20 protein-coding genes and 3 pseudogenes are annotated in these 25005 nt (G+C 72.0%); 2 read left to right on the forward strand and 21 right to left on the reverse strand.

All coding sequences use genetic code 11. The features are described 5' to 3' along the window. Window positions 1-79 precede the first annotated feature (79 nt). The 6 genes from ACFHWU_RS13775 to ald form a co-directional block, all read right to left on the reverse strand. On the reverse strand, window positions 80-820 hold the full coding sequence (locus ACFHWU_RS13775; protein ID WP_123601318.1) for a pseudouridine synthase: 741 nt from the start codon (window positions 818-820) through the stop codon (window positions 80-82). Next, on the reverse strand, window positions 807-1577 hold the full coding sequence (scpB, locus tag ACFHWU_RS13780) for an SMC-Scp complex subunit ScpB (protein WP_416590719.1): 771 nt from the start codon (window positions 1575-1577) through the stop codon (window positions 807-809). Before scpB ends, ACFHWU_RS13775 begins: the two co-directional genes overlap by 14 nt. Beyond that, window positions 1574-2512, reverse strand: coding sequence for a segregation and condensation protein A (locus tag ACFHWU_RS13785; RefSeq protein WP_416555059.1), 939 nt, complete (start codon window positions 2510-2512; stop codon window positions 1574-1576). The genes scpB and ACFHWU_RS13785 overlap by 4 nt, the downstream gene beginning before the upstream one ends. A 42-nt stretch (window positions 2513-2554) precedes the next feature. After that, window positions 2555-3484: a ParA family protein gene (locus ACFHWU_RS13790; protein ID WP_416555057.1), complete on the reverse strand. Its 930-nt coding sequence runs from the start codon at window positions 3482-3484 to the stop codon at window positions 2555-2557. 239 nt (window positions 3485-3723) lie between these two features. After that, complete coding sequence (locus ACFHWU_RS13795) at window positions 3724-4704, reverse strand: site-specific tyrosine recombinase XerD (RefSeq protein ID WP_416555214.1); 981 nt, start codon at window positions 4702-4704, stop codon at window positions 3724-3726. After that, window positions 4701-5816, reverse strand: coding sequence for an alanine dehydrogenase (gene ald, locus ACFHWU_RS13800; protein WP_416555055.1), 1116 nt, complete (start codon window positions 5814-5816; stop codon window positions 4701-4703). The genes ACFHWU_RS13795 and ald overlap by 4 nt, the downstream gene beginning before the upstream one ends. 260 nt (window positions 5817-6076) lie before the next feature. Here ald and ACFHWU_RS13805 point away from each other — a divergent pair. Then, window positions 6077-6327 (forward strand): annotated as a pseudogene (locus tag ACFHWU_RS13805) (NINE protein). 115 nt (window positions 6328-6442) lie between these two features. Here the strand turns inward: ACFHWU_RS13805 and ACFHWU_RS13810 are convergent. From ACFHWU_RS13810 to ACFHWU_RS13870, 13 genes and pseudogenes are all read right to left on the reverse strand, one after another. Then, window positions 6443-7096, reverse strand: a complete 654-nt coding sequence (locus ACFHWU_RS13810) for an NUDIX domain-containing protein (RefSeq protein WP_416555053.1) — start codon at window positions 7094-7096, stop codon at window positions 6443-6445. Further along, on the reverse strand, window positions 7096-8796 hold the full coding sequence (locus tag ACFHWU_RS13815; RefSeq protein ID WP_416568275.1) for a CTP synthase: 1701 nt from the start codon (window positions 8794-8796) through the stop codon (window positions 7096-7098). The genes ACFHWU_RS13810 and ACFHWU_RS13815 overlap by 1 nt, the downstream gene beginning before the upstream one ends. A 150-nt stretch (window positions 8797-8946) precedes the next feature. Next, window positions 8947-11064: pseudogene (locus ACFHWU_RS13820) on the reverse strand (hypothetical protein); the annotation flags it as partial. Then, window positions 11064-12275 (reverse strand): glycosyltransferase family 4 protein, encoded by a 1212-nt coding sequence (locus ACFHWU_RS13825; protein ID WP_416590721.1) that lies wholly within the window; start codon window positions 12273-12275, stop codon window positions 11064-11066. The gene ACFHWU_RS13825 and the pseudogene ACFHWU_RS13820, both read right to left, overlap by 1 nt. Beyond that, window positions 12272-13921, reverse strand: coding sequence for a murein biosynthesis integral membrane protein MurJ (murJ, locus tag ACFHWU_RS13830; protein WP_416590723.1), 1650 nt, complete (start codon window positions 13919-13921; stop codon window positions 12272-12274). Before murJ ends, ACFHWU_RS13825 begins: the two co-directional genes overlap by 4 nt. 13 nt (window positions 13922-13934) lie before the next feature. Next, on the reverse strand, window positions 13935-14792 hold the full coding sequence (locus ACFHWU_RS13835) for a hypothetical protein (protein WP_416555045.1): 858 nt from the start codon (window positions 14790-14792) through the stop codon (window positions 13935-13937). Between the two features lie 26 nt (window positions 14793-14818). Continuing rightward, complete coding sequence (locus ACFHWU_RS13840; protein WP_416555043.1) at window positions 14819-15754, reverse strand: copper transporter; 936 nt, start codon at window positions 15752-15754, stop codon at window positions 14819-14821. A gap of 50 nt (window positions 15755-15804) precedes the next feature. Continuing rightward, window positions 15805-16983, reverse strand: coding sequence for a putative cytokinetic ring protein SteA (steA, locus tag ACFHWU_RS13845; protein WP_416555041.1), 1179 nt, complete (start codon window positions 16981-16983; stop codon window positions 15805-15807). A 96-nt stretch (window positions 16984-17079) separates the two neighbouring features. Continuing rightward, window positions 17080-18837 (reverse strand): DNA repair protein RecN, encoded by a 1758-nt coding sequence (recN, locus tag ACFHWU_RS13850; RefSeq protein ID WP_416555210.1) that lies wholly within the window; start codon window positions 18835-18837, stop codon window positions 17080-17082. Window positions 18838-18884: 47 nt separating this feature from the next. Continuing rightward, the gene (locus tag ACFHWU_RS13855) at window positions 18885-19781 is read right to left on the reverse strand and encodes an NAD kinase (protein WP_278174477.1); all 897 of its coding nucleotides are present in this window, start codon (window positions 19779-19781) and stop codon (window positions 18885-18887) included. Window positions 19782-19810: 29 nt separating this feature from the next. Further along, the gene (locus ACFHWU_RS13860) at window positions 19811-20629 is read right to left on the reverse strand and encodes a TlyA family RNA methyltransferase (protein WP_416555039.1); all 819 of its coding nucleotides are present in this window, start codon (window positions 20627-20629) and stop codon (window positions 19811-19813) included. Between the two features lie 26 nt (window positions 20630-20655). Further along, window positions 20656-20934: a hypothetical protein gene (locus ACFHWU_RS13865; protein WP_416555037.1), complete on the reverse strand. Its 279-nt coding sequence runs from the start codon at window positions 20932-20934 to the stop codon at window positions 20656-20658. Continuing rightward, window positions 20931-21404, reverse strand: coding sequence for a phasin family protein (locus tag ACFHWU_RS13870; RefSeq protein ID WP_416555035.1), 474 nt, complete (start codon window positions 21402-21404; stop codon window positions 20931-20933). The genes ACFHWU_RS13865 and ACFHWU_RS13870 overlap by 4 nt, the downstream gene beginning before the upstream one ends. A gap of 160 nt (window positions 21405-21564) precedes the next feature. Here ACFHWU_RS13870 and ACFHWU_RS13875 point away from each other — a divergent pair, with 160 nt between their 5' ends. After that, the gene (locus ACFHWU_RS13875; protein WP_278168800.1) at window positions 21565-21903 is read left to right on the forward strand and encodes an SCP2 sterol-binding domain-containing protein; all 339 of its coding nucleotides are present in this window, start codon (window positions 21565-21567) and stop codon (window positions 21901-21903) included. A gap of 111 nt (window positions 21904-22014) precedes the next feature. On the opposite strand, the gene ACFHWU_RS13880 is transcribed toward ACFHWU_RS13875, so the two are convergent. Continuing rightward, window positions 22015-23055 carry an HAD-IIA family hydrolase gene (locus ACFHWU_RS13880; protein ID WP_416555033.1) on the reverse strand — a complete coding sequence of 347 codons (1041 nt, stop codon included), beginning with the start codon at window positions 23053-23055 and terminating at the stop codon, window positions 22015-22017. Between the two features lie 29 nt (window positions 23056-23084). After that, a pseudogene (locus ACFHWU_RS13885) lies at window positions 23085-23726 on the reverse strand (Replicase polyprotein 1ab); the annotation flags it as partial. Between the last annotated feature and the right edge of the window lie 1279 nt (window positions 23727-25005).

Here is a 25005-nt window from a genome sequence, read left to right on the forward strand (position 1 = left end):
CACCACCGGCCCCGGCAGTCCCGGGAGCATCCACGAGAGCACCTGCCGAGTGCCCGCTTTCCGGGTCCATCATGCCTGGTTAGTCACTGACGGCCGCGAACAGGGCGGCGACCTCCGCGTTGTTCAGCCGCCGGGTCCGCCCCGGCCGCAGGTCACCGAGCCGGATCGGCCCGATGGCGGTCCGCACCAGTCGCGAGACCGGGTGCCCCACCTCGTCGAACAGCCGACGCACGATGTGGTTGCGCCCCTCGTGCAGCACCACCTCAACCTGCGCGGTGCGACCCAGGGTGTCCAGCAGCGCGTACTTGTCCACTTTGGCCGGCCCGTCGTCGAGGTCGACACCGGCGAGCAGCCGGCGGCCGACCGCCCGGGGCACCGGGCCGGCGATCTCACACAGGTACGTCTTCGGCACCCCGTACGACGGATGCATCAGGCGATGCGCCAGCGTGCCGTCGTTGGTCAGCAGCAACAGTCCCTCACTGTCCGCGTCCAGCCGGCCGACGTGGTAGACCCGCTGGTCGACCCGGTCGAGCAGGTCCGACAACGCGGTACGCCCCTTTTCGTCTGCCATGGTGGAAACGACACCGCGGGGCTTGTTCATCGCCAGATAGGCGAGCCGGTGGTCGGCGACGACCCGTTCGCCGTCGACGTGGATGACCGCCGTACGCGGGTCGACCTTGTCACCGAGTTGAGCGATGCGTCCGTCGACCGTCACCCGGCGTCGGAAGATCAGATCCTCGCAGGCCCGCCGCGAGCCGACCCCGGCGGTGGCGAGCACCTTCTGCAGACGCTGGACACCGCTGTCGTCATCGCTGGGCATCGGCAATCTCTTCCACGTCGTCGGGCAGGAACGGCGCGAGCGAGGGTAGCTCCTCGACGCTGTCCAACCCCAGTTTCTCCAGGAACAGCGTCGAGGTGCGGTAGAGGTAGGCGCCGGACTCCGGCTCGCTGCCGCACTCCTCGATCAGGCCACGGGACAACAGGGTACGGATCACCCCGTCGCAGTTGACACCCCGGATCGCGGAGACCCGACCGCGCGTCACCGGCTGCTTGTAGGCGACCACAGCGAGGGTCTCCAGCGCGGCCTGGGTCAGCCGCGCCGACTGCCCGTCGAGCACGAACCGCTCCACGTACGGTGCGTACTCCGGACGAGTGTAGAGCCGCCAGCCGCCAGCCGCCCGGCGCAGGTCGAAGCCGTGACCGGCCGCGGTGTAGCCGGCGGAAAGGTCGGCGAGGACCGCGGCGATCCGGTCGGTGGGCTGCTCCAGCACCTGGGCCAGAACCACCTCGGCGACGGGTTCGTCGATCACGAGCATGATTGCTTCGAGCGCGGCGCGCAGCTCGCCGTCGTCGAGCAACGCCAGCGCCTCCGGTCGGACCGGCGACGGCTCAACCACCGGGGTCGGCTCAGTAGCTGGTGCCGGCTCAGCGACCGACACCGGTTCAGGCTCGGGGGCCGGCGGCTGCTCCGGTTCGGGCGCGGGGGCACGCTCCGCTGGTACGGGGGCCCGAGCCCACGGTGGAACCCAGGCGGCCGCCTGCTCGGCGAGCGAGTCAGGCTGCTCGTCGGTGCTCACGAGGTCTCCTCCTGGACGGTGTCCGGCTGGGCGGGCGGTGCCGCCGCGGCGTCCCGTTCCTCCGGGTGGCCGGCGTACTCGTCGATGGTGAGCTCCCCGCCGCCGTCGGCGCCCCCGGTCCAGCGTACGGTCAGATCTCCCAGGGCCTGCTCCTGGCTGAAGCCGACCAGACCCTCCCGGTAGAGCTCCAGCAGCGCGAGGAAGCGTGCGACGACCTCCAGGGTGGACTCGCAGTCCAGGCACAGCGTCTGGAACGTCGCGGTGCCCATCCGGCGCAGCCGGTCACGCAACAGAGTGGCGTGCTCCCGCACGCTCACCCGGATCTGGTGCACGTGGTCGATGGAGACGACCGGTGCGACGCGTGGCGTCATCGCCCTGATCGCGAGCTTCGCGAGCCGCTCCGGACCGACACCGAGCACCAGTTCAGGCAGCGCCTGCGCGTACCGCTCCTCCATGGTGACCGAGCGGGGATAGCGGCGGGCCCCGGCGGTCTCCAGCTCGGCGATGTGCCCCGCGGCCTCCTTGAACGCCTTGTACTGCAACAGCCGGGCGAACAGCAGGTCCCGGGCTTCCAGCAGAGCTAGATCCTCTTCGTCCTCGACCTGGGCGGCGGGCAGCAGCCGGGCCGCCTTGAGGTCGAGCAGGGTCGCCGCGACGACCAGGAACTCACTGGCCTCGTCCAGGTCCCAGTCGTCGCCCATCGCCCGGATGTAGCCGATGAACTCGTCGGTGACCTGGTGCAACGCCACCTCGGTTACGTCCAGCTTGTGTTTCCCGATGAGTTGCAGCAACAGGTCGAACGGGCCGGTGAAGTTGTCCAGCCGGACGGTGAATCCGGTGCTCTCGCCGGGCCGGGCCACCCCGGCGGCGTCGCCGGAGCCGGGTGCCGTATCGGCCACCTGCCCAGCTGTCGCGTCGACCGTCGGAGCGCTCACCCGTCGACCGTAGTCCACCTGCTCGACGAGCTGCACCGCAGGTTAGCGCTCCGCCTGGTGCGCGATGACCTCACGGGCCAGCTGCCGGTAGTTGCGGGCCCCAGACGAGGCCGGGTCGAGGCTGGTGATCGGCGCGCCGGCCACCGTCGACTCGGGGAACTTCACCGTCTTGGTGATGACCGTCTGGTAGACCTTGTCGCCGAACGCCTCGACCACCCGCTGCAGCACCTGCCGGCAGTGGGTGGTGCGGCTGTCGTACATCGTGGCGAGGATGCCTTCCAGCTCCAGGTCGAAGTTGAGCCGCTCGCGGACCTTGTCGATGGTGTCCAGCAGCAGCGCCACCCCGCGCAGGCTGAAGAACTCACACTCCAGGGGGATCAGCACACCGTGCGCCACGGTGAGCGCGTTGATCGCCAGCAGACCGAGCGAGGGCTGGCAGTCGATCAGAACGAAGTCGTACTCCTTGCGGATCGACTTGAGCACCCGGGCCAGGGCCATCTCCCGGGCGACCTCGTTGACCAGCTGGATCTCTGCGGCCGACAGGTCGATGTTGGCCGGCAGCAGGTGCAGACCGGCGACGTCGGTCTTGATCAGCACGTCCTCGGCGGTGACGTCGTCCTGCATCAGCAGGTTGTAGACCGACAGATCAAGGTTGTGCGGGTTGACCCCGAGCCCGACCGACAACGCGCCCTGCGGGTCGAAGTCGACCAGCAGCACCCGGCGTCCGTACTCGGCCAACGCGGCACCGAGGTTGATCGTCGTGGTGGTCTTGCCGACGCCGCCCTTCTGGTTGGCCATCGCGATGATCCGCGCCGGGCCGTGCCGGTCGGTCGGCATCGGCTCGGGGATCGGCTTGCGCATGGTGTAGGCGGTCGGATCGGCGGGACCGAGCTCCGCGCTCAGATCGAGCCCCGCCTGTTGTTCGCGGAGCGTCGAGGTCCACGCCTCGGCACGGTCACCGTTGCCCGCCATGTCCTGTGCGCCCCCTCCCGACGACTGCTCGGCGCCGGAGCCGACCGGCGTCTGCAGCGGCGTCGCCGCTGCGGGGCCTTCGCCTGCCGCCGTACGAAAGCCGCGCCGTTGCCCGACTGTACGCCACCCGGCTGGGGTGCGGCGGACACCGGTCCGGCGTGTCGACCCGGCTTGCCCGGGTACGCCCGGCGGCCTCACCCGCACCCGCCCACGGATCAACCGTAGGCACGCGGAGCGGGTCAATGACGGGCCCGCGGATGGGAGGTGGCGTAGATTTCGCGGAGCCGGTCGACGGTCACCAGAGTGTAGACCTGGGTGGTGGTCACCGACGCGTGCCCGAGCAGTTCCTGGACCACCCGTACGTCCGCGCCGCCGTCGAGCAGATGGGTGGCGTACGAGTGCCGCAGGGTGTGCGGGGAAACCGGATGCGCCCCGCTCACCGGCAGCCCGGCGCGTTCGGCGGCGCGCCGCAGCACCGTCCACGCGCTCTGCCGGGACAGCTGCCCGCCCCGCGCGTTGAGGAAGACGGCCGGGCTGCCCCGGCCCGCCGCCGCGAGGGCCGGCCGCACCCGGGTCAGGTACGCCCGCAGCGCGTCGGCCGCGTACCCACCGACCGGGACCACCCGCTGCCGGCCGCCCTTGCCGCGGAGCAGGACCGCCCCGGTGGCCAGGTCGAGGTCGTCGACGGCGGCACCGACCGCCTCGGAGATCCGCGCCCCGGTGCCGTAGAGGAACTCCAGCAGTGCCCGGTCGCGTACGGCCAACGGCGGCACCGGACCGTCCACGGCCCCGGCGGCGGCCAGCAGCCGTTCGATCTGGTCGAGGTCGAGCGCCCGGGGCAGCCGACGCGGCGGGACGGCGGGACGGACATCGCGGCCGGCGTCGGAGTCGGCGTGTCCCTCCCGGACGGCGAACCGGTGCAGCCCGCGGATGGCGCTGGCGGCCCGGGCGGTGGACGCGGCCGACAGCGGCGGCTGCCCATCTGCGCCGGACCGCATCGCGGCGAGGTGCCCGGTGATCTGCGCCGACCCCACCTTGGCCAGCTCGTCGATCCCCAGGTTCGCCAGGGTGCCGAGGTATCGGTCCAGGTCGCGCCGGTACGACCGGAGGGTGTGCTGGGACAGCCCGCGTTCGACGGTCAGGTGATCCAGGTAGCTGCGGACCGCGTGCCGCAGCGCGGGGGCCGGCGGCACCGTCGGTGGCGGCGCGTCGCCGGTCAGCCCAGCACCTCGGCCAACGACCGGCTGCTCAGGCCGTGTGCCTCGGCCACCGGGCCGGAGGTGATCTCGCCGTCGTGGGTGTTCAGACCGGCGGCGAGAGCCCGATCGTGGCGCAGCGCGTCGCGCCAGCCCCGGTTGGCGAGTTCGAGGGCGTACGGCAGGGTGACGTTGGTCAACGCGTAGGTGCTGGTGTGCGGGACGGCGCCCGGCATGTTCGCCACGCAGTAGAAGACCGAGTCGTGGACCGGGTAGACGGGTTCGGCGTGGGTGGTGGGCCGGGAGTCCTCGAAACAGCCACCCTGGTCGATCGAGATGTCGACGAGCACACTGCCGGGCTTCATCCGGGACACCAGTTCGTTGGTGACGATCCTGGGTGCCTTCGCCCCGGGCACCAGGACCGCGCCGATCACCAGGTCCGCGTCGATCACCGCCCGTTCGACCTCGTAGGTGTTCGACGCGACCGTCTTCATCCGCCCCTGGTGGATCGCGTCCGCCTGACGCAGCTTGCTGATCTCCCGGTCGAGCAGCAGGACGTCGGCATGCATCCCGGCCGCGATCGCCGCCGCGTTCATCCCGGACACCCCGGCCCCGATGACCACCACCTTCGCCGGGTAGACGCCGGGGACCCCGCCCATCAGCACGCCGCGCCCGCCGCCGGGACGCATCAGGTGGTACGCGCCGACCTGCGCGGCCAGCCGACCGGCGACCTCGGACATCGGTGCGAGCAGCGGGAGGGACCGGTCGGCGTTTTCCACCGTCTCGTACGCGATTCCGGTGACCCGCTGCCGCAGCAGGGCGTCGGTGCACTCCCGCGACGCCGCAAGGTGCAGGTAGGTGAAGAGCACCTGGCCGGAACGCATCCGGTGGTGTTCCTCGGCGACCGGCTCCTTCACCTTGAGTACCAGGTCGGCGCTTGCCCAGACATCGTCGGCGCTCGGGGCGATACTCGCCCCGGCGGCGGCGAACTCGTCGTCGGTGATGGAGGACCCGACGCCGGCGCCAGTCTCCACCGTCACCTGGTGACCGGCCCGGGTGAACTCGTGCACCCCGGCCGGGGTGATCGCCACCCGGTACTCGTGGTTCTTGACCTCGCGGGGAATGCCAACCTTCACGTCGCCGTCACCTTTCCGCGGGCCACGCTGCCCGAACTTGTCTCCCGGCGAAGTCTAGATCCGGTCGACGGGTCCGACAGTCCGCACGTTGACAGTCGATGGCGGCGCGGCTTGACGGTGTGTCATCCCACGCAGCCACCGGCCAGCTGGCTACACAGAGCGAAGGTCCGAGACCACCAGGTAGCACCCGTTCACGGGTTTTCCCAGCATCCGGACTTTCGCTGCGACGACCTGGACCAAGGTCACTACATTGCCGCTTCATGACCTTTCCTCAGCATCCTGGCGCCGGTGGCGTCTCCGACAAAAGCAAGATCATCGCCGGGTTCTCGGCATCCTGCTGGGCGGCTTCGGCGTCGGCCGGTTCTACACAGGCCATACCAAGATCGCCGTACTCCAGCTGGTCGTCAGCGTCGTCACCTGTGGCCTCGGTTCGCTCTGGGGCCTGATCGACGGGATTCTCGTCCTGGTCAACGGCGGCACCGACGCCCAGGGGCGACCGCTGCGCGACTGACCACCCGATTGCTCGGCGACCCCGGCGGATCCGGCCGGTCGCCGAGCGGAGATTGCGACAAGCCGAACGGCGGTCGGGCGACATCCGCCCCGGCCGCCGTTCGGCGTACACCGGGTCAGCGTGCCGCGCCGCCGGGCGGGCGCGAGGCAGGTTCGGTGGCGGCGCGCAGCGCCGCCCACCCTGTCTGCCGGGCGCAGGCGGCAGCCAGCAGACCGGCCACCGCCGGACCGTTGGTGATCTCGCCGGCCAGCACCATCCGGACCGCCTCGTCGAGGTCGACGAGGCGGATCTGCAGCTCGGCCTCCTCGTCGTGGCGGTGGTGCCGGTCCTGCTCCGGCACCGGGGTAAGGTCCCGGGCGAGGAAGATCCGGACCGTCTCGTCCGAGAATCCCGGCGACGGGTGCACGTCGACGAGCAGGTCGAGTCGACCGGCGGTCAGGTCGGCCTCCTCGACGAGCTCCCGGTGGGCGGTGGCGGGCAGTTCCTCCCCGGCGACGTCGATCAGGCCGGCGGGTAGCTCCCACAGTTGCCGGCCCACCGGGTGGCGGTACTGACGGATCAGCACCACTCGTCCGGCCTCGTCGAGCGCGACCACTGCGACCGCGCCGACGTGCCGTACGTAGTCGCGCCTGGCCACACCGCCGCCTGGCATCGTCACCTCGTCACTGACCACCGAGAAGACCGGGCCGGAGAACCGGTCGATCCGCGACAACACCTGGTAGACGTGACCACCCGAGCCGTCTTCGGCGTCCGGCTCATGCTCCCGCATCAGGCCCGGCCTCCGGGGGCCGGCACCAGATCCACCGGCAACTGGTCGGCCTCCGAATAGGTGATCACGGCACCGACGAAGGCGTGGAACAACGGATGCGGCCGGGTCGGGCGGCTCTTCAGCTCCGGATGGGCCTGGGTGGCCACGAAGAACGGGTGCTCAGCCCGGTCCAGCTCGACGAACTCAACCAGCCGGCCGTCCGGCGAGGTGCCCGAGATCCGCAACCCGGCTTTCTCCAACACCTCCCGGTACGCGTTGTTCACCTCGTAGCGGTGCCGGTGCCGCTCATTGACCTCGGTCGCCCCGTACGCCTGCGCGACGATCGAGCCCTCGGCCAGCAACGCCCGGTACCCGCCCAGCCGCATCGTGCCGCCCATGTCCCCCTTGCCGGCGACGATCTGCTCTTGGTCGGCCATGGTCGCGATGATCGGGTGTTCGACCTCCTCGTCGAACTCGGCGGAGTTGGCACCGGCCAGACCGGCGCCGTTGCGGGCCACCTCGATCGTCATGCACTGCAAACCGAGGCAGAGCCCGAGCACCGGGACACCGTTCTCTCGCCCGTACCGGGCCGCGCCGATCTTGCCCTCGATGCCCCGCACCCCGAACCCGCCCGGAATCACGATCCCGTCGACCCCGCTGAGCGCGGCGGCGGCACCGTTCGGGCTGACACACTCGTCGCTGGGCACCCACCGGATCTGCACCCGCGCACGGTGCCCAAAACCCGCCGCCCGGATCGCCTCGGTCACCGAGAGGTACGCGTCCGGCAGGTCGACGTACTTGCCGACCAGCGCCACGGTCACGGTGTGTCGCGGATGGTGCACCCGCTCCAGCAGGTCGTCCCAACTGGTCCAGTCCACGTCCCGGAAGGACAGGCTCAGCCGGCGCACCACGTAGGCGTCGAGGCCCTCCCGGTGCAGCACCTTCGGAATGTCGTAGATGCTCGGCGCGTCGGGGGCGGCGATGACCGCCTCCCGGTCCACGTCACAGTAGAGCGACAGCTTGTGCTTCAACTTGTCCGGGATCTCCCGGTCGGAGCGGCACACAATCGCGTCCGGCTGGATACCGATGCTGCGCAGCGCGGCGACCGAGTGCTGCGTCGGCTTGGTCTTGAGCTCGCCGGACGGCACCAGATAGGGAACCAGCGACACGTGCAGGTAGAAGCAGCGGTCCCGGCCGACATCGTGGCGGACCTGGCGGATCGCCTCCAGGAACGGCAACGACTCGATGTCTCCGACGGTGCCGCCGACCTCGGTGATCACCACGTCCGGGATCAGCCCGTGCTCGTCGGGCTCCCCCATCGCCCGGATCCTGGCCTTGATCTCGTTGGTGATGTGCGGGATCACCTGCACCGTGTCGCCGAGGTACTCGCCCCGGCGTTCCTTGGCGATGACCTCGGAGTAGATCTGACCGGTGGTCACGTTGGCCTTGCAGGACAGGTCACGGTCGAGGAACCGCTCGTAGTGCCCCACGTCGAGATCGGTCTCGGCGCCGTCGTCGGTGACGAACACCTCACCGTGCTGGAAGGGGTTCATCGTGCCGGGGTCGACGTTGAGGTACGGGTCGAGCTTCTGCATCACCACCCGGAGTCCGCGGGCGTTGAGCAGGTTACCCAGGCTGGATGCGGTCAACCCCTTGCCGAGTGAGGACGCGACGCCCCCGGTGACGAAAATGTGCCGTACCGTCTGTGTCGAAGGGGCCAAGGCGTGCTCCCGTGGGTCGTCTGACTGGTCGTGCAGACCGGCGCGTCACTGATGAAGCTGCTGGCGCGATCCACGGGACTCCACGGTAACACCTGCCGAAACAGCGGACTCGCTGACCTCGTCGGGTGCCTTCGCCGTGGTCTGCTCGGCCGAGCCCGGCGGGCCGGTCGACGGTCTGGTCCGGTCCGCCGAGTGCCCGAGCACCCGCAACGCCACCAGCGCGGCCAGCGGCACGGTCACCGCCGCCGCCGCACCAGCCACGTCCAGCGCCGAACCCGCGAGTCCGCCGCCGATCACCGACGACACAGCGATGCCAGCCATCGCCGCCCGCACCGCCGGGTAGATGCCGAACAGCCGTTTCAGCCCGCCCCACGGCTGCAGCAGGGCGAACCACACGAGTACTGCGGCGACCAGCGCCAGTACCGTCAACGGGCTGCTCAACAGGGCCGACATGTTGGCCGCCGAGGAACGGTGCAGGGTCAGACCGCCGGTGCCGTCGGCCAGTGCGGTGAAGAACCGTCCCAGGCTGCCCCGTTCGGTCTCCGGCCGCTGCAGATCGAGCAGTGCGAAGCCGGCGGTCACCAGCAGACCCGCGATCGTCGCCCACGCCACTTTGGGCACGCTCAGCCACCCACCGGTGCTGATCGCCGCCGTGATCGCCACCCCGGCGGTCAACGCGATCGCTCCTACCGGGTCGGCACCCAGGTAGGGGCTGCCGACCAGGATCACCGCTGCACCACCGATGGTGACCACCACCGTCACCCGCCAGCTACGCCGGACCCGCTGGGCCAGGCAACCGGCGGCCAGCAGGGTGCCGGCGATCAGCACTCCCAGCCCCACTGTGCCGAGCCCGGCGTAGCGACCGCCTTCAGAGGCGGAGTACCCGGTGACGCCGTTGAGCTGCAGCCGGGCCCCGGTCAGCACGTCGGCGGCGACGACCGCCGCCGCGATCATGGCGACCAGCGTCATCGGGGCGAGCGTGTGCCGGTAGGAACGGCTGAACCGGACCGCCGCCGTCGCGGCGGCGACCGCCAGCAGCGTGGTCACGGCCAACGCAGGGCCGGGCTGGCCACTGCGCCACCAGGGCACCACCTCGGCCAGCAACGCCGCCGGGATGACGAGCGCGGCCGCGATCAGCAGCACCTCCATGACGGCGTCGACCCGTCGGGTGACCGGATCCGGGCCGGGCCGCCCAGCGGTGCGTCGCACCCGGCGCAGCAACGGTACGACGGCCACGGCGAGGACCGTATGGAACCCGGCGAGCAGGCCGAAGAACCAGACCGCGGCGCGTCGCTGGGCGCGGGCCTCCCGGTCGGCGTCGGCCGGGTACGCGATCGCCGTCGCGAGGTCCTCCGGCCGGCCGGGTACCGAACTCGCCGGCTGGCCGATGAACAGCCCGTCGGGTTGGTCCCGGTCGAGCACGTGCAGCGCGGTCGGCGCCAGGTCCACCAGCTGCAGGTAGCCGTCCCGGCCGGTGGTCGGCGACGTCATCCAGCCGACGTCCCAGCCGGGGCCGTCGGCGATCGCGACGTGCAGCCGGGCCGGTGCGCTGGTGTCGGCCAGCCCGGCGACCAGCACGAGTGAACGCTGCGGGCGGGCCGCCAGGACCCGCGCCAGCGTCGCGTCGGCCTGCCGGGCGGCGGCGGCCCGTTCGATCGGGTCGGAACCGGCGACCACTCCGGCGGCGACCACGCTCAGCACGCAGGAGGCGAGCAGGTCCGCCGGGTCCTGCGGGAGTTCCGGCTCGTAGCGGTCGACCCGGCCGAACGGCCGGGCGGCGGTCAGCGCGGCACCCGGCCCGACAGCCACCGTGCACCGCACCGACTCGGCCAACGCGCCGGGCACCGCGCCCCAGGCGAGACGTTCCTGGTTGAGGCGTACGGTCGCGGGCTGCGAGGTCAGGTATCCGCCGATGCCGTCGGGTTGCTCGACGGCGATCTGCGTCGGCGGGCAGGTGCCGTCGCCGGTGGTACCGTCGTACGCCGCGTAGTTGCCGGCGCCGAGGGTGACCCAGCCGTCGGCCGGACAGGTCGGCCGCTGCGCAGATCGCACCGAAAGTGAGGCGATCGAGCCCTGCTCCGCCAGCCGCCACAGCGTCGGCGTCGTCCGCCGGTCGATGTCGTCCCAGCGCAGGCCCGGAACTCCGACGATCACCACGTAGTCGGCGCTGCGGCCGGAGGTGCCCACTGCCGGCCGGCCGGCCAGTGCCGCCACGCCAGCGGCCAGCAGCACCGACATCAGCAGCAGCGGCACGACCCGGTGACGCATCAGCCGATCCCGTCCACGGGTCGTTCGTCGCGGTCGGTCGGCCCGTTGCGGCGGCCCGACACCGACTGACCGCCGGCTACCTTCCGCACGCCGGTGACGCCCCGCCCGTCGGTCAACTCCCGGTAGACGGCGCGGACCAGGTCGAGACTGTCCGCGTCGGTCGGCCAGCCGGCGGCCTGCCGGGGTCCACGATCGGCCAGGTCGGCCCGCTGCTGATGGTCGCTCAGCAGCTCGCGCACAGCGCCGTCCAGTGCGGCCAGGTCGCCGGGCGGAATCAACCGGCAGGCGTCTCCGACCAGTTCGGGCAACCCGCCGACCGCGGTCGCCACCAGTGGTACGCCGGCCCGCAACGCCTCCTGGGCGAACAGCTGTCGAGCCTCCCAGTCGCTGCTGACGACCGCCAGGTCGGCACCGAGTAGCAGGTCGGCCACGTCATGACGGTGGCCGAGCAGGGTGACCGGTGCCCGTACCGCCGAGATCTGCGCCGCCAGGGACAGGTAGCTGGGCCCGGTTCCGGCGATCACCACCTGCGCCGGTGGGGTCAGTTCGCGCCACCCGGCGGCGGCGTCGACCAGCAGGTCGTAGCGCTTCTGCGGGTGCAGCCGGCCGACCGAGAGCACCAGGGGTCGATGGGCGCCGACACCGAACTCCGCGCGAACCGCGGCACGGCTGCGCCTCGGCGCGGGTAACTCCGGCGCCGCCACCGGGCCGAGCCGGGCATCGGACGCGCCGAGTTCCAACGCCCGCTCGACAAGGTCGGCGGAGGCGCCGAGGGTCACCTGGGCGACCCGCGCCACCCGCCGCTCGACCAGCCGCGCGAGCCGCCCCCGCAGTCCACCGGCGAGAATGCTGTTGTGCCAGGTCACCACGATCGGCGCGGACGGTCGGGCGAGCGCCGCGACGAATCCGGCGCGTAGTCCGTGCGCGTGCACGACGTCGGCCCCGTCGGCGAGGACGCGGCGGAGCGCGGTCACCGCGCGGACGTCGGCCAGGGTCGGGTTGGCCGGGATCTCCACCGGGACGAACCGGGCACCGGACGCGGTGAACCGGAACTGCTGTTCGACAGCGAGCGGACCGCACACGGTCACCCGCGCCCCGCCCGACACAAGGCCGCGGCTCAGGGATGCGACGTGCTGGCCGATACCGCCCGTGCTGGAGCCGATCAGCAGCAGGACCGCCCCCCTCCAGCGGTCGTCCGTCGGATCACTCACCGCGACTCCGTCCCCTTCCCGTCCCGTCGCCGGCCGGCCGCCAGCCGCCAGGTCCGGCGCACCGCACCAACAACCATCGGCCGCAGATCGTGGCGGTCCGCAGGCAGGGCCACCGCGAGAAAGACCGCCAACCCGGTCGCCCCGGACAGCATGCCCTGCAGCAGCACGCCGGGCACGGTCGGGGTGGTCGGCCCCGGCCCGGTCAGGTACGCCACGCCGGCGCCCGCAGCCGCCGCGGCGGCACTGGCTACCAGACCAGTCGCCGTCGCACGGCCGAGCCCGGTCAGCACCGCGCCACCGCCGACCCGGCGGAGCGCCGCGACCAGCAGCAGCCCCATCACCAACATGCCGAGCGCGTTGGCCAGCGCCAAGGCGGGGACCCGGTCACGGTCCGGCAGCACCAGCGACAGCACCGGCGCGGCGACCAGCACGCAGCTCCAGCCGCCGGCCACCGCTGCGGCGGCAGGCGCCGGACGGCCGGCCGCGTACAGCGCCCTGGAGCCGATCGCGAAGATGCCGTAGCCGATCAGGCCCGGAGCGAAGCCGGCGATGCCGGCGGCCAGCGTCCCGGCCTGCCCGGCCGGGACCAGAAAGGCCGCAGCCGGAAGGCAGACCGAGACCAGGACGGCCGCGCCGAGACAGCAGAGCAGGACCACGCCGCGTACGGCCGGACCGAGGTTTGATCGGTACCCGGCGATGTCCCCGTGGTTGTGGGCTGCGGCCAGGGTCGGGTACGCCGCAGTCGCCAACGGCACCGCGAGCACCGACCAGGGCAGCAGGAACACCGTCTGGGCCAGCGTGAACAGCACGACGCTGCCCTGCGGCGCGCCACCGGCGAAGCAGAGCCAGACCGCGACCAGTATGGCGAGCTGCTGCGCGCCGACAGTGACCGCGCCGGCCGCCGCCAGCCCGCCGACCGCATCGCGGGCCGCGCCAACGAACCGTAGGCCGGGTCGTAGCCGCAGACCCAGCGGGCGCAGCGGCACGAACAGGCACAGCGACAGCACGGCCACTCCGCCGGTGGTACCAGCGGCCAGCAGCAGTTGGCCTGACGCGCCCACCCCGGGCAGGTCGGCCAGCCGTCCCTCGGTGGCGGCGAAGGTCAGGTAGGTGCCGATCACCGTGACGCTGGACAGCAGCGGGGCGATCACCGGCCAGGCGAACCGGTGGTGCGCCTGCAGCACTCCGGTGAGCACCACGGCGATCCCGTACAGGGGAAGTTGCGGGGCGAACAGCCGCAGCATCAGGGTGCCGGCGTCGATCTGCGCGGGACCGGCGTCGGCGTCAAGCAGCCGCACGATCGGCCCGGCCGCGAACGCGAGCAGCACCGCGAGCGGGATCAGCAGGGCCAGCGTCCAGGTGAGCAGCGCCGACGTGGTCGCGGACACGCCGCTACGGTCGCCGGCGGCCACCGCACCGGCGAGCAGCGGCACCACGAGGCTGGCCAGCGCTCCCCCGGCGACGATCTCGAAGATGATGTTGGGGATCGTGTTGGCGGCGAGGTAGATGTCGCCCAGCGCGGTCGGCCCCACCGACCAGGCGAAGACGGCGGTACGGCCGACCCCGGCCAGCCGGCTCGCCACGGTGAGCACCGCGATCAGCGCCGCGGCACCGGCGACCCGGGTGCCGACCGCCGAGTTGGTCATTGCCGCGTCCTGGTCAGGGTGTCCGGCGGCCGAGGGCGTCGAGCTCACGCAGGCCGGGGGTGCGCGCGATCACCTGGGTAAAGCTGACCCGCTCGCTCGCTGCGGTGAGCCCGGCGAGCACGGCGAGCACGGCCGCGCGTCCGGCCGGCCCGGTACGCTGCGCGACGGCTACCCCGAGCAGGGCACCCAGCGCGTTGGCACCGCAGTCGCCGAGCATCACCTGCTCGTCGAGATCGTCGCGGAGCAGTCCGAGCACCGCGCCGCTGGTCCCCGCAGCGGTGCCCGCCGTCGGGCCGGCCAGCAACGGGGCGGCGATCAGCAGCCCGGCCTTGGCCGCCCGCCCGGGACGCAGGTCCAACAGATTGACCAGGTTGGCGGTGCCGGCGATGACGCCGGCGCCGAGCAGCATGTCGGCCGCCCGGGTGACCGGTCGGCGGGCGGTGTCCCGACGGTCCGCGGCGAGCAGCGCGGCCGCGGCGGTGGCGGCGGCGCCGACCCCCACGATCTTGACCAGCCCACTGGTCACCCGGCCGGACCGCAGCGCCGAGAGATGCCCGGCGAAGCCCTTGTCCGCCCGCTGCTCCGGTCGGGCGCCGACGATGTCGTCGTAGAGCCCGACCGCTCCGGCACCGGCACCGGCGACCAGCGCCGCTGCGGCGGCAGGCGGGCTCGCGGCCCCGAACGCGGCGGCGGTCGACGCGGCCGTAGCGAGCGCCGGGCCGCCGGCGAGGCTCACCGAACGGCCCCGGAAGTTGGTGCGCTCCAATCCGCTACCTGGTGCGACCCGCTTGGCGGTTCGCAGTGCGACGCGGGCGGCGACGGCACCGGCGGCACCGAGCAGCAACAGGCCCAGCGGGTGACGATTCGGCATCAGGGGTTCACTCCGTCGACAGGGTGCTATTCAGGACGTTTCGGCATCAACGACGTGGCACCCGCGCCGAGCCCGTAATGCCCGGCCTGATCGAGGGTGAACTGCTCGGCCACGGCGAGCGCCGTCACCGACTGGCCGGCGGTCGTGTTGCCGTTGTCGACGGTCGAGATCGACTGGGTCAGCGTAGGGTCGTTGCGGACCGCGGAGATCAGGTTCCCGTCGCTGGAGCCGGTCCCGGCCACCACGACCTGGCTGACCCGGTCGAACTGCACCACCATGGTGACCACCGCGGCGTCCTTCTTGGCGGCGTCCCGGTCGACGTACGGCTGCCCACTGACCACGACGACCGCCTCAGCAGGTCCGGTGACCTCATGTTCGACGGTGATGTAGCCGGCGTCGCCGTACGCGTCGAGCAGCGCAGCCAGGTCCGCCGGTTCGACTGCCGGCGGCTCCTCTCGGTCGACCAACGCGCTGGCCAGCAGCGCGCTGGAGGTCTCCACCCCGTCGCTGTTACCGGGCAGTCCGGCGGTGGGGATGGTGGGCCGGGCCGCCGCCGTAGCGAGCGCCAGCAACTCCACGCTGTTGTCCGGGTTGACGAACTTGTCCTGCACGTCGATCCGACCGGTCAACGTCGCTCCGGCGAGGTCGAGCGCGGCCATCACGCCTTCGGCATGGTCCCGGCCGCTGGGCAGACAGACCACCAGCAGCCGGCGACCGGCGAGCTTGTCGGCGAGCAGGATCGGCGCGGCCTCGGCGACGAAGTCCTCCTCACGGTTGACCTCCTCGCGCAGCGAGTTGACGGTCTCCCGCAACTGCGTGTTGTCCTTGCGGAGCGCATTCACGTTGTCGCTCAGAGAATCGGCAACCGGGCCGTTCAGCGCAGCGGTGCCGACCACGAGGCCGATCGCCAGGGCGAGGAACACCGCGGTGAGCGACACCACGTGGTAACGGAAGTTGATCACACTTGCCGCCTTCTCCGATCCGTCTGCGCTGACCAGTAGTTTCGTCCGCGCTAGAAGAGCTGACCCACCTGGAAGACGAAATTGTCCCACCACTCGGATGCGACCCCGAGATAGGCCTTACCGACCGTGGAAACCGCCACGGCGGACGCCATGGCGGCGATTGCGGAGAGCACCAGCAGCAGCAACGACGAGCCGGAAATGCTCTGCCGGTACAGCCGGCTCACCCCTTTGGCATCGACCAGCTTACCGCCGACCTTCAACCGGGTCAGAAAGGTGGAGGCCATCCCGCCCCGCCCCTTGTCGAGGAACTCGACCAGCGTGGCGTGGGTACCGACCGCGACGATCAACGACGCGCCCTTCTCGTCGGCGAGCAGCATGGCGAGATCCTCACTGGTCGCCGCCGCTGGGAAGGTCAACGCCTCCACCCCGAGTTCACGGACCCGGTCCATGCCCGGCGCCCGGCCATCGCGGTAGGCGTGGACGACCACCTCGGCGCCGCAGCGCAGCACGTCGTCGGTGACCGAATCCATGTCCCCGATAATCATGTCGGGGGTGTAGCCGGCCTCGACCAGTGCGTCCGCTCCCCCGTCCACACCAATCAGCACCGGCTTGAACTCCCGGATGTACGGCCGCAGCACGTCCAGGTCTGCCTTGTAGTCGTAACCCCGGACCACGATCAGGCAGTGCCGGCGGGCGATCCTGGTCTCTATGTCCGGTACCCCGACCCCGTCCAGCAGCAGGTCCCGTTCCTGTTTGAGGTACTCCATCGTGTTGGCGGCGAACGCCTCCAACTGGACCGAGAGTCCTTCCCTGGCCTCGGCCATCGCCTTGGCGACCGAATCCGCGTCCTGGCGTACCCCGGACGCCACCCGGTCGTCGCCGACGAAGACCTCGGCGCCGTCGACCCGTACCGTGTCGCCCTCGCGAATCTTCTCGAACGCGTCCTCACCAAGGCCGTCGACCAGGGGGATACCCGCCTGGATCAGCACCTCCGGACCGAGGTTCGGGTACCGGCCGGAGACCGACGGTTTGGCGTTGAGGACCGCAGCCACGCCGACGGCGACCAACGAGTCGGCCGCGACCCGATCCAGGTCCACGTGGTCAATGACCGCGATGTCACCTGACCGGAGCCGACCGGCAAGGCGCTTCGTCCGGCGGTCGAGCCGAGCCGTGCCGGAGATCGTTCCGGGCTCGGGATTACGAGCTCGGCGCAAGGTGGGTAGACGCATCCCTACCATCCTGGCATGTTGGGCGGTGAACACCGACACGACATGCCCGCTGTGCCATTGCCGGCAGGTCAGACACACCGGGCCGACTCCGGCAGGTCAACCCCGTCGATCGCGGGCGGCGACCGCGAGCAGCTCCTCCGCGTGCGCGATACCCAGATCCGAGTCGGGTAGCCCGGCGAGCATCCGGGCGAGTTCCCGCGCCCGGTCGGTGTCCTCGACCACCCGCACGCCGCTGGTCGTCACCGCTCCCCCGGTGTCCTTCGCCACCACCAGATGCCGGTCGGCGAACGCCGCCACCTGCGGCAGGTGCGTCACCACCAGCACCTGATGGCTACGGGCAAGCCGGGCAAGCCGACGACCGATCTCCACCGCGGCCTGCCCACCCACTCCGGCGTCGACCTCGTCGAACACCAACGTCGGCGGGCCGCCGGCTCCGGCGAACACCACCTCGATGGCGAGCATCACCCGGGAGAGCTCGCCGCCGCTGGCACCCCGCTGCAGCGGCAGTGGCGGCGCGCCCGGATGCGCCAGCAACCGCAGCTCGACCTCGTCGGCACCGTCCGGGCCGACGCCGGCGTCGACACCGTCGACGGTCAGCGTCGGTTCGCCCCGGCCCGCCGGCCGGACGAGCACCGCGACCTCGATCCGGGCGTGCGGCATGGCCAGCCCGGCCAGCTCCACGCTCACCAGCTCGGCGAAACGCGCCGCCGCCTGCCGACGGGCCGCCGACACCCGGGCCGCCAGCTCCGCCACCTCGTCGGCCAGCCGGGCACGTTCCCGGTCCAGCTCGTCCAGCAGCTCGTCGGAGGTGTCCAACTCGGCCAGCCGGGACCGGGCCCGCTCCGCCCAGCTGATCACCCCGTCCACGTCGTCGGCGTACTTGCGGGTCAGCCCGCGCAGCGCCATCCGCCGCTCGTAGACCACCTGCAGACGCTGTGGGTCGGCGTCCAGCGCGGCGAGGTACCCGGACAGCTCCGCCGCCACGTCGCCGACCAACGTCGCCGCCTCGGTCACCCGGGCCGCCAGTTCACCGAGCGTCGGGTCCACGCCGGCCTGTGCCTCCAGCGACCGGCGGGCGGTGCCGAGCAGACCGGTCGCGTCCGGCGTGTCGTCGGCCGGTTCGGTGCCGCCGGCGAGAGCGAGGGCGGCGAGCTGGGCGGCGGTACGCAGCCCTTCGGCGTGCTCCAACCGTTGCGCCTCGGCCTTGAGCGCGGCTTCCTCGCCCGGCTGCGGATCGACCCGGGTAATCTCGTCGAGACCCAGCCGGAGCAGGTCCGCCTCCTGGTTGCGCTCGCGGGCGTTGCGCCGCCGGTCTGCCAGATCGTCGCTGACCTGGCGCCACCGACCGTACGTCTCCCGCATGGCCGCGAGCAGCTTGTCGTGGTCGGCCCCGGCGAACCGGTCCAGCGACGCGCGCTGCTCAGCCGGGCGCAGCAGCCGCAACTGGTCGGACTGCCCGTGCACGGCGACCGCCTGGGCACCGATCTCGCTCAGCACCGACACCGGCATGCCGCGGCCGCCGACGTGCGCCCGGGACCGTCCTTCGGCGGTCACCGTACGGCTGAGCAGCAGAACATCGTCCTCGTCAGGCTCGCCTCCGGCGTCTGCGACCCGCTCACGCACCACGGCTCCACTGGCACCGACCAGCCGCAGCCGGCCCTCGACGACCGCCCGGCCAGGATCCGCTCGGACCCGCCCGGCGTCGGCCCGGCCACCGAGCAGCAGCCCTAGCCCGGTCACCACCATCGTCTTGCCTGCCCCGGTTTCACCGGTGATCACGTTCATGCCGCCGGTCAACGGCAGCGTGGTGTCCTCGATGACGCCCAGCCCGGTGATGCGCAGCTCTTCCAGCACAGCCACCGACAGTAGTAGCGGGCCGCGACGTTGACTACCCGGGGCGGTCAGCGCCGGTTACCCCGCCAACCGTTGACCGGCAAATCGAACTTGGCGACCAGACGGTCACTGAACGGGCGCGGATGCAGCCGGACTACCCGCACCGGCAGGTCGCCCCGTTGGACCGTCACCCGCGCACCGGGCGGCAGGTCGTAGACCCGCCGGCCGTCGCAGCACAGCACCGCGAACGTGGTGTACGGGTCGACGGTGATGACGAAGGTGGAACTCGGCGCGGTCACCAGCGGCCGGCTGAACAGCGCGTGCGCGCTGATCGGCACCAGCAGCAGCGCCTCGACCTCGGGCCACACCACCGGACCGCCGGCCGAGAACGCATACGCGGTCGATCCGGTCGGCGTAGCGCAGACCACCCCGTCCGCGCCGTAGCGCGACAACGGTCGGCCGTCCACGTCGACCATCAGCTCCAGCATCTGGGCGCGCTGCCCCTTTTCGACACTGATCTCGTTCAGCGCCCACGAGTCGATGGTGACGCCGTACTCCAGCTCGGCCCGCACGTCCAGGGTCAACCGTTCATCCACTGTGTAGTCACGGGCCACCACCTGCCGGACCGCCCGGTCCAGATCACCGATCTCGGCCTCGGCAAGGAACCCGACCTTGCCGAGGTTGATCCCGAGCAGCGGGGCCTTCGCCGGACGGGCCAGCTCCGCGGCGCGCAGGAAGGTACCGTCACCGCCGAGCGCGAACACGATCTCCACCCCGTCGGCAGCCGCCGGACCACCGACCGGCTGCACCCCGGGCAGATCCAGATCGTCGGCCTCCTCGGCGACCACCCGTACCTCGAAACCCGCCTCGATCAGATCGGCGGCGACGGTCCGGGCATGGTCAGTGCTGCGCCGCCGACCGGTGTGGGTGACCAGCAGCGCCGCTCTGGCACCGCGGGGGGCCATCGGCGCCCCGCCGGTCGGGACTGTCGCGTTCACCGCGCTCCACCTTCTTCCGTGGCCGGACCGGCGTCGACGATAGCCCGCACCCGGAGCGGGTCGACGGGCGGCGCGTCGGCCCGGAACCAGACGAAGAACTCGACGTTGCCCCGCGGGCCGGGTAGTGGACTGGCGACCACCGCCGACACGCCGAAGCCAAGCTGGGCACCGGCCTGCGCGACAGCGAGCACCGCCTCGGCGCGCAACTGCGGATCGCGCACCACGCCACCGGAACCGACCCGCTCCCGGCCGACCTCGAACTGTGGCTTGACCATCAGCAACAGATCGCCGTCCGGCTCGGTGCAGGCGACCAACGAGGGAAGGACCAGCCGCAGCGAGATGAACGACAGATCCGCCACGGTCAACCCGACCGGGCCGTCGATCCGGTCGGCAGTGAGGGTACGGACGTTGGTCCGTTCGTGGACGCGTACCCGTGGATCGCCCCGCAGCGACCAGGCCAGCTGTCCGTAGCCGACGTCCACCGCGACCACCTCGGCCGCGCCACGCCGCAGCAGCACGTCGGTGAAGCCGCCGGTCGAGGCCCCGGCGTCCAGGCAACGCCGACCGGCGACCGCGACTTCGGTGCCGGTCAGGGCGCCGGTCAGCTTGTGCGCACCCCGGGAGACGTACCCGTCCACCGGGTTCCCGCCGAGGAGCCGGACTGCCTCCGCCGGATCGACCATCGCGGCGGCCTTGGCGGCGGCGACGCCGCGCACTTCCACCCGCCCGGCCGCGATCAACTCGGCGGCCTGTTCACGGGACCGCGCGAGTCCGCGGCGGACCAGCTCCACATCGAGGCGGTTACGGCGTGCCATGCGACTCCGGGGAGGATCTCGGCCGGTCAGGCCTGGTCGATGGTGGCGAGAGCTTCCTGCAGGGTGCCGTGCGCCGCTTCGTACTGAACGATCTGGTCGGCCGGCGGCAGACCAGCGGCGTTACGGACCGCCTCGATGGCCGCGTCGACCGCCGGGTGCCCGGTCCGGGTAACGGTACTGCCGGCGGAAACGTCCGTACCGTCGACTGCGCCGTCCACCGCCGCGGTGCCCGACGCGGCGGCCGCGCCGGGCGGGGTCGGCGAGACCTGGTTACCGGGTGGGGGCCCCGGCACCGGGCCGGTCACTGCCCACCCACCGAGCCGTCGACGGATCTGCGGCCCACCGTCTTGCTGGCCGGGGCCTTCTTGGCGACGGCCTTCTTCGCCACTGCCTTCTTCGCGACCGTGTTCTTCGCCGCGGCTTTCTTGGCCGGCGGCGGAATCGCCGCCTCGGCCGTGGCGGCGGCCGCCCGGCTCCGGGTCCGCTCCATGTCGGCCTCCAGCCGATCCATCCGGTCCCGCAGCGCCACGACCTCCTCGGCCTTGACCAGGCCCACTGCGCCGAGCGCCCGGTCCACCTCCGCCCGCACCAGCCGGGTGAGTGACTCACGGTTCGCAGTGCCGGCCGACAGCAGGTCCTCCGCCACCGCCTGCAGCTGGGCGGCGGTCGCCCCGCCCTTGCCGACCAACGACCGCGCAGTCTGCTCGGCCTTCTTCCGGGACGCCTCGGTCACGCCGAGGGCCAGTTCCAGGTACGCCCGCCAGGCGTCACGCATGGTCCGACTCCTTCACCGCGGAGAATGTTCGGTTGACACGCTACCGGGACGCGACGCCGCAGTGCGGTACGGTGCCTGTGCTGAACACCGGTGGTGCGACCACCGGTCGCGGTGCCCGGCCGGGCACCGCGATCCGCCGCGAAGCCCGGGAGGTGCGATTGTGGCCAGCGTCGACGAATGTCGGCAGGCGCTGCGGGAGCTCGCCACCCGGCTCGAGGGCAACGCCGACCAGGTACGCGAACGAGTCAACCTGGACCGTACGCTCGCCTGCCGGATCACCGATCTCGGCGCCGCGTTCCACGGACGGCTGACCGACGGTCGTCTCGTCGACCTCGCCGACGGGGACGACCCGAAGGCCAAGATCGCCATGAACATCGGCAGTGACGACCTGCTCGCGCTGGTCCGCGGCGACCTCGACGTAGGTCGCGCGTTGGCGGCCCGACGGCTGTCGGTCAGCGCCAGCCCGTTCGACCTGCTGAAGCTCCGGAAGCTGCTGTGAGCCGACCCGCTCCGTGGCCAGGTCCGCGTCCGCCGGCCCGGCTCGCCCGGCGACCCGGTACCCGGTCAGCGTAGGCTGCGGCCCGGCGTCGAACCACCCCAGCACGTCGGGTCACGCCAGCGCCAGGACACGCAGCGCAGACTCGGCTGCGGCGGACTCACATCGCACCTCGGTCACCGGGTCTCCCTGCCATGCGTGCTGGCAGAGCACCCGCAGCGCCTGCACGCTGTCACCGCCGGTGCCGTCGAGGACGAGCACCGCCGAGCCGTCGCGGTGCACCTGCCACCCGGCACCATCCGTCGGCCCGTCGTCGATCGGTCGGGCGTCGTCGGTCGCGAACAGTCCGGCGAGGTCCGCCGCCAAGTACGTCGGCCGGCGTGCCGGCGGGGCGGCCAGCAGTTCCCGAGCGTCGCTGATCCCGGTCAGCACGAGCAGACTCGCCATGCCGGCGCGGTTCGCCCCTTCGATGTCGGTATCCAGCCGGTCACCGACCACCAGCGGCCGACCGGCACCGGCACGTCGAGCGGTACTGACGAACAAACCCGGTTCCGGTTTGCCGACGACCTGGTCCGGCTCCCGGTTCAGCGCCGTGCGCAGCGCGGCGACCAGCGAGCCGTTACCGGGCAGCGGTCCCCGGGCACTGGGCAGGGTCCGGTCGGTGTTCGTCGCCACCCAGTCGGCTCCGCCCCGGATCGCCACCGATGCCTCCGCCAGATCGGCCCACCCAATCCCAGGGCCGTACCCCTGAACCACCACCGCGGGCTTGTCATCGGCCGACGCGACCAGCGCCAGCCCGGCCTCGGTGAGCTCGTCACGCAGCGCGTCCGCGCCCACGACCAGCGCCTTGACACCTGGACCGTACTGCTGTGCCAGCAGCGCGGCGGTCGCACCGGCCGACGTCACCACCTCGTCGGCAGTGGCCGGCACCCCCATGTCACGGAGCAGCTTGGCGACGTCGGCCGAACGCCGGGAGGCATTGTTCGTCGCGTACGCGACCGGCAGGCCGGCCTGCCGCAGCCGATTCACCGCCTCGACCGCCCCGGGGATGGGCCGGTCGATCAGGTAGATCACCCCGTCGAGATCAAATATCACCAGGTCGTATGCGGCGGACAGCCCGCAGCGGACAGCGGTAGCGTCGTAGGTTCGGGTCATCGGGGCCGGTCTTCTTCCGCGCTTCGGTGAGGTGAGCCGCCGGGGTGTGACGTGGCGGTCGGCTCGTCGTCGATTTCGTCGTCCGTCTCGTCCTCGGTCAGCAGCACGCCGTCGATTTTCAGAAGGCGCTCGGTCGCGTCAGTTGCCGCCTCCTCGTCGGCCTCGGCCGCCCGGGCGAACCATTCCCGAGCCTCGTCCTTACGCCCAGCGCTGAGCAGCGCGTCGGCGTACGCGTAACGGAGCCGGCAGACCCAGGGCTCGGCGGACTCCACGGTCAACTCCCGGACCTGCAGCATCGCCACCGCTGCGGCCGGCTGCCCCAGGTCGCCACGCGCACCTGCGGCGACCAGCAACAGCTCGATGGCGGCGGCGGGGTCCAGGCCGGCGCGATCCGCGCCACGGTAGATGTCGATCGCCCGCTCCGGCCGGCCGAGGGCGCGTTCGCAGTCGGCCAGTACGGCGAGGTGCGTCTGACGTCCGGTCATCCGGTGATAGGTCCGGAGTTCGGCGACGGCGGTCTGCCACTGCCCGGCCCGGTACGCGGCCAGGCCGACAGCTTCCCGTACCGCCGCGATGCGGGCGGCGAGCCGACGTGCCGCCAAGGCGTGGGCGAGCGCCGTCTCCGGCTCCTCGTCGAGCAGCTGGCCGGTGGCGACGAGGTGCCGGGCCACCGTGTCGGCCACCGGCCGGGCCAGTCCGAGCAGTTCGGCCCGGATCTCGGTGTGCAGGTCGGTGGCGAGGATATCGTCGGACAACACCGGCGGCGGCGTACGTTCGGCCACGCGGTCGGCACCGTCCTCGTCGCGCCGACGGTACGGCGCGGCGGAGGCATCCGCGGAACGGTCCGACGATGCCCGTCGGAAGGGCCGGTCGGTCGGACCGTCCGTACGCCTGCGGAACTGCCCCGGCGCGCCGTCGGCACGGGACCGGGCGGCGTCACCGGAGTGCGGGCGCCGATCCTCGGACCGAGGGCTTCTCCGGTCGGCCGGTCGGCCGGTGGTCGGAAAGCTGCCCGACCGGCGATCACCGTGGGAACGGTCGCGCCGATCTTCTCCCTGCCCGGTACGTCGGTCACCACCCCGCTGCTCGAGGCGCCGGTCCTCCCGTCCCCGCCCGGCATCGAACCGACGCTCACCGTCAGGACGCTGGGCGCGAGGTCCCCCAGTCGGAAATCCGCCACGGTCGGGCCGGCGCTCGCCACCGTCCCCACCCGTGGTCCGGCGGTCGCCGCGGAAGCCTCGGTCCTCGCGGGGTTCACTGCGGCGGCCGTCGTCGGACCAGCTCCTGCGCCCCCCGCGGAAACCGCCGCTTCTGTCCCCCGCAGCGCCACCGGGTTCCCCTCGGCCGCCCCGGCGGTCGTCGTCACGGCGGCGGGCCGGCTCCCAGTCGCCACGTCGGTCCCGGTGTGGCCGTGATGCGCTGTCGTCGCGCCGACGGAACCCGGACGGCTCTCGGCCTGCGCCGGACTCGTCACGGCGCACGTAGCCACGGTCACGACCACCGGCCCTGCGGTCGTCGGGCTGTCGGCGGTCACGGTCCCAACCGCCTCGGCGGCGGTCACCGTCATTACCGGTGGCACCACCTCGGCGTGCACCGCCGGTGAACGGTTGCCGGCGGTCGGAACGAAACCGCTCCGCACCGCCCTCACCACCGCGCCGTCCGGTGTCGTGGTCGTCCCGGCGCGGCGTCCGGTCGCCACGGTCGTCCCGGCTGCGGCGGTAGCCGCGGCTGAAGCCGCCGGAACGACCGGGTTGTTCGTCGGCGCGGCGAGGTCGGTCGCCATCCTGCCCAGTTGGGTTCACGACTCCATCCTCCCTGATGCCGCCCAACCGAAGTACGGCGGGCAGACACAGTTGAGGGCCGCTCCCCGCAGGGAGCGGCCCTCAACTGTAAAGATGTCCGGCGGTGACCTACTCTCCCACACCCTCACGAGTGCAGTACCATCGGCGC

The organism is Micromonospora sp. LOL_015 (assembly GCF_048060275.1).
GTDB lineage: Bacteria > Actinomycetota > Actinomycetes > Mycobacteriales > Micromonosporaceae > Micromonospora_E.

Coding starts and splice junctions, on each gene's coding strand:
- ACFHWU_RS13775 (WP_123601318.1), bottom strand. CDS start 820: ATGCCCAGCGATGACGACAGCGGTGTCCAGCGTCTGCAGAAGGTGCTC.
- ACFHWU_RS13790 (WP_416555057.1), bottom strand. CDS start 3,484: ATGGCGGGCAACGGTGACCGTGCCGAGGCGTGGACCTCGACGCTCCGC.
- ACFHWU_RS13810 (WP_416555053.1), bottom strand. CDS start 7,096: ATGCGGGAGCATGAGCCGGACGCCGAAGACGGCTCGGGTGGTCACGTC.
- murJ (WP_416590723.1), bottom strand. CDS start 13,921: ATGACCAACTCGGCGGTCGGCACCCGGGTCGCCGGTGCCGCGGCGCTG.
- ACFHWU_RS13835 (WP_416555045.1), bottom strand. CDS start 14,792: ATGCCGAATCGTCACCCGCTGGGCCTGTTGCTGCTCGGTGCCGCCGGT.
- steA (WP_416555041.1), bottom strand. CDS start 16,983: ATGCGTCTACCCACCTTGCGCCGAGCTCGTAATCCCGAGCCCGGAACG.
- ACFHWU_RS13855 (WP_278174477.1), bottom strand. CDS start 19,781: ATGGCCCCCCGCGGTGCCAGAGCGGCGCTGCTGGTCACCCACACCGGT.
- ACFHWU_RS13860 (WP_416555039.1), bottom strand. CDS start 20,629: ATGGCACGCCGTAACCGCCTCGATGTGGAGCTGGTCCGCCGCGGACTC.
- ACFHWU_RS13870 (WP_416555035.1), bottom strand. CDS start 21,404: ATGCGTGACGCCTGGCGGGCGTACCTGGAACTGGCCCTCGGCGTGACC.
- ACFHWU_RS13880 (WP_416555033.1), bottom strand. CDS start 23,055: ATGACCCGAACCTACGACGCTACCGCTGTCCGCTGCGGGCTGTCCGCC.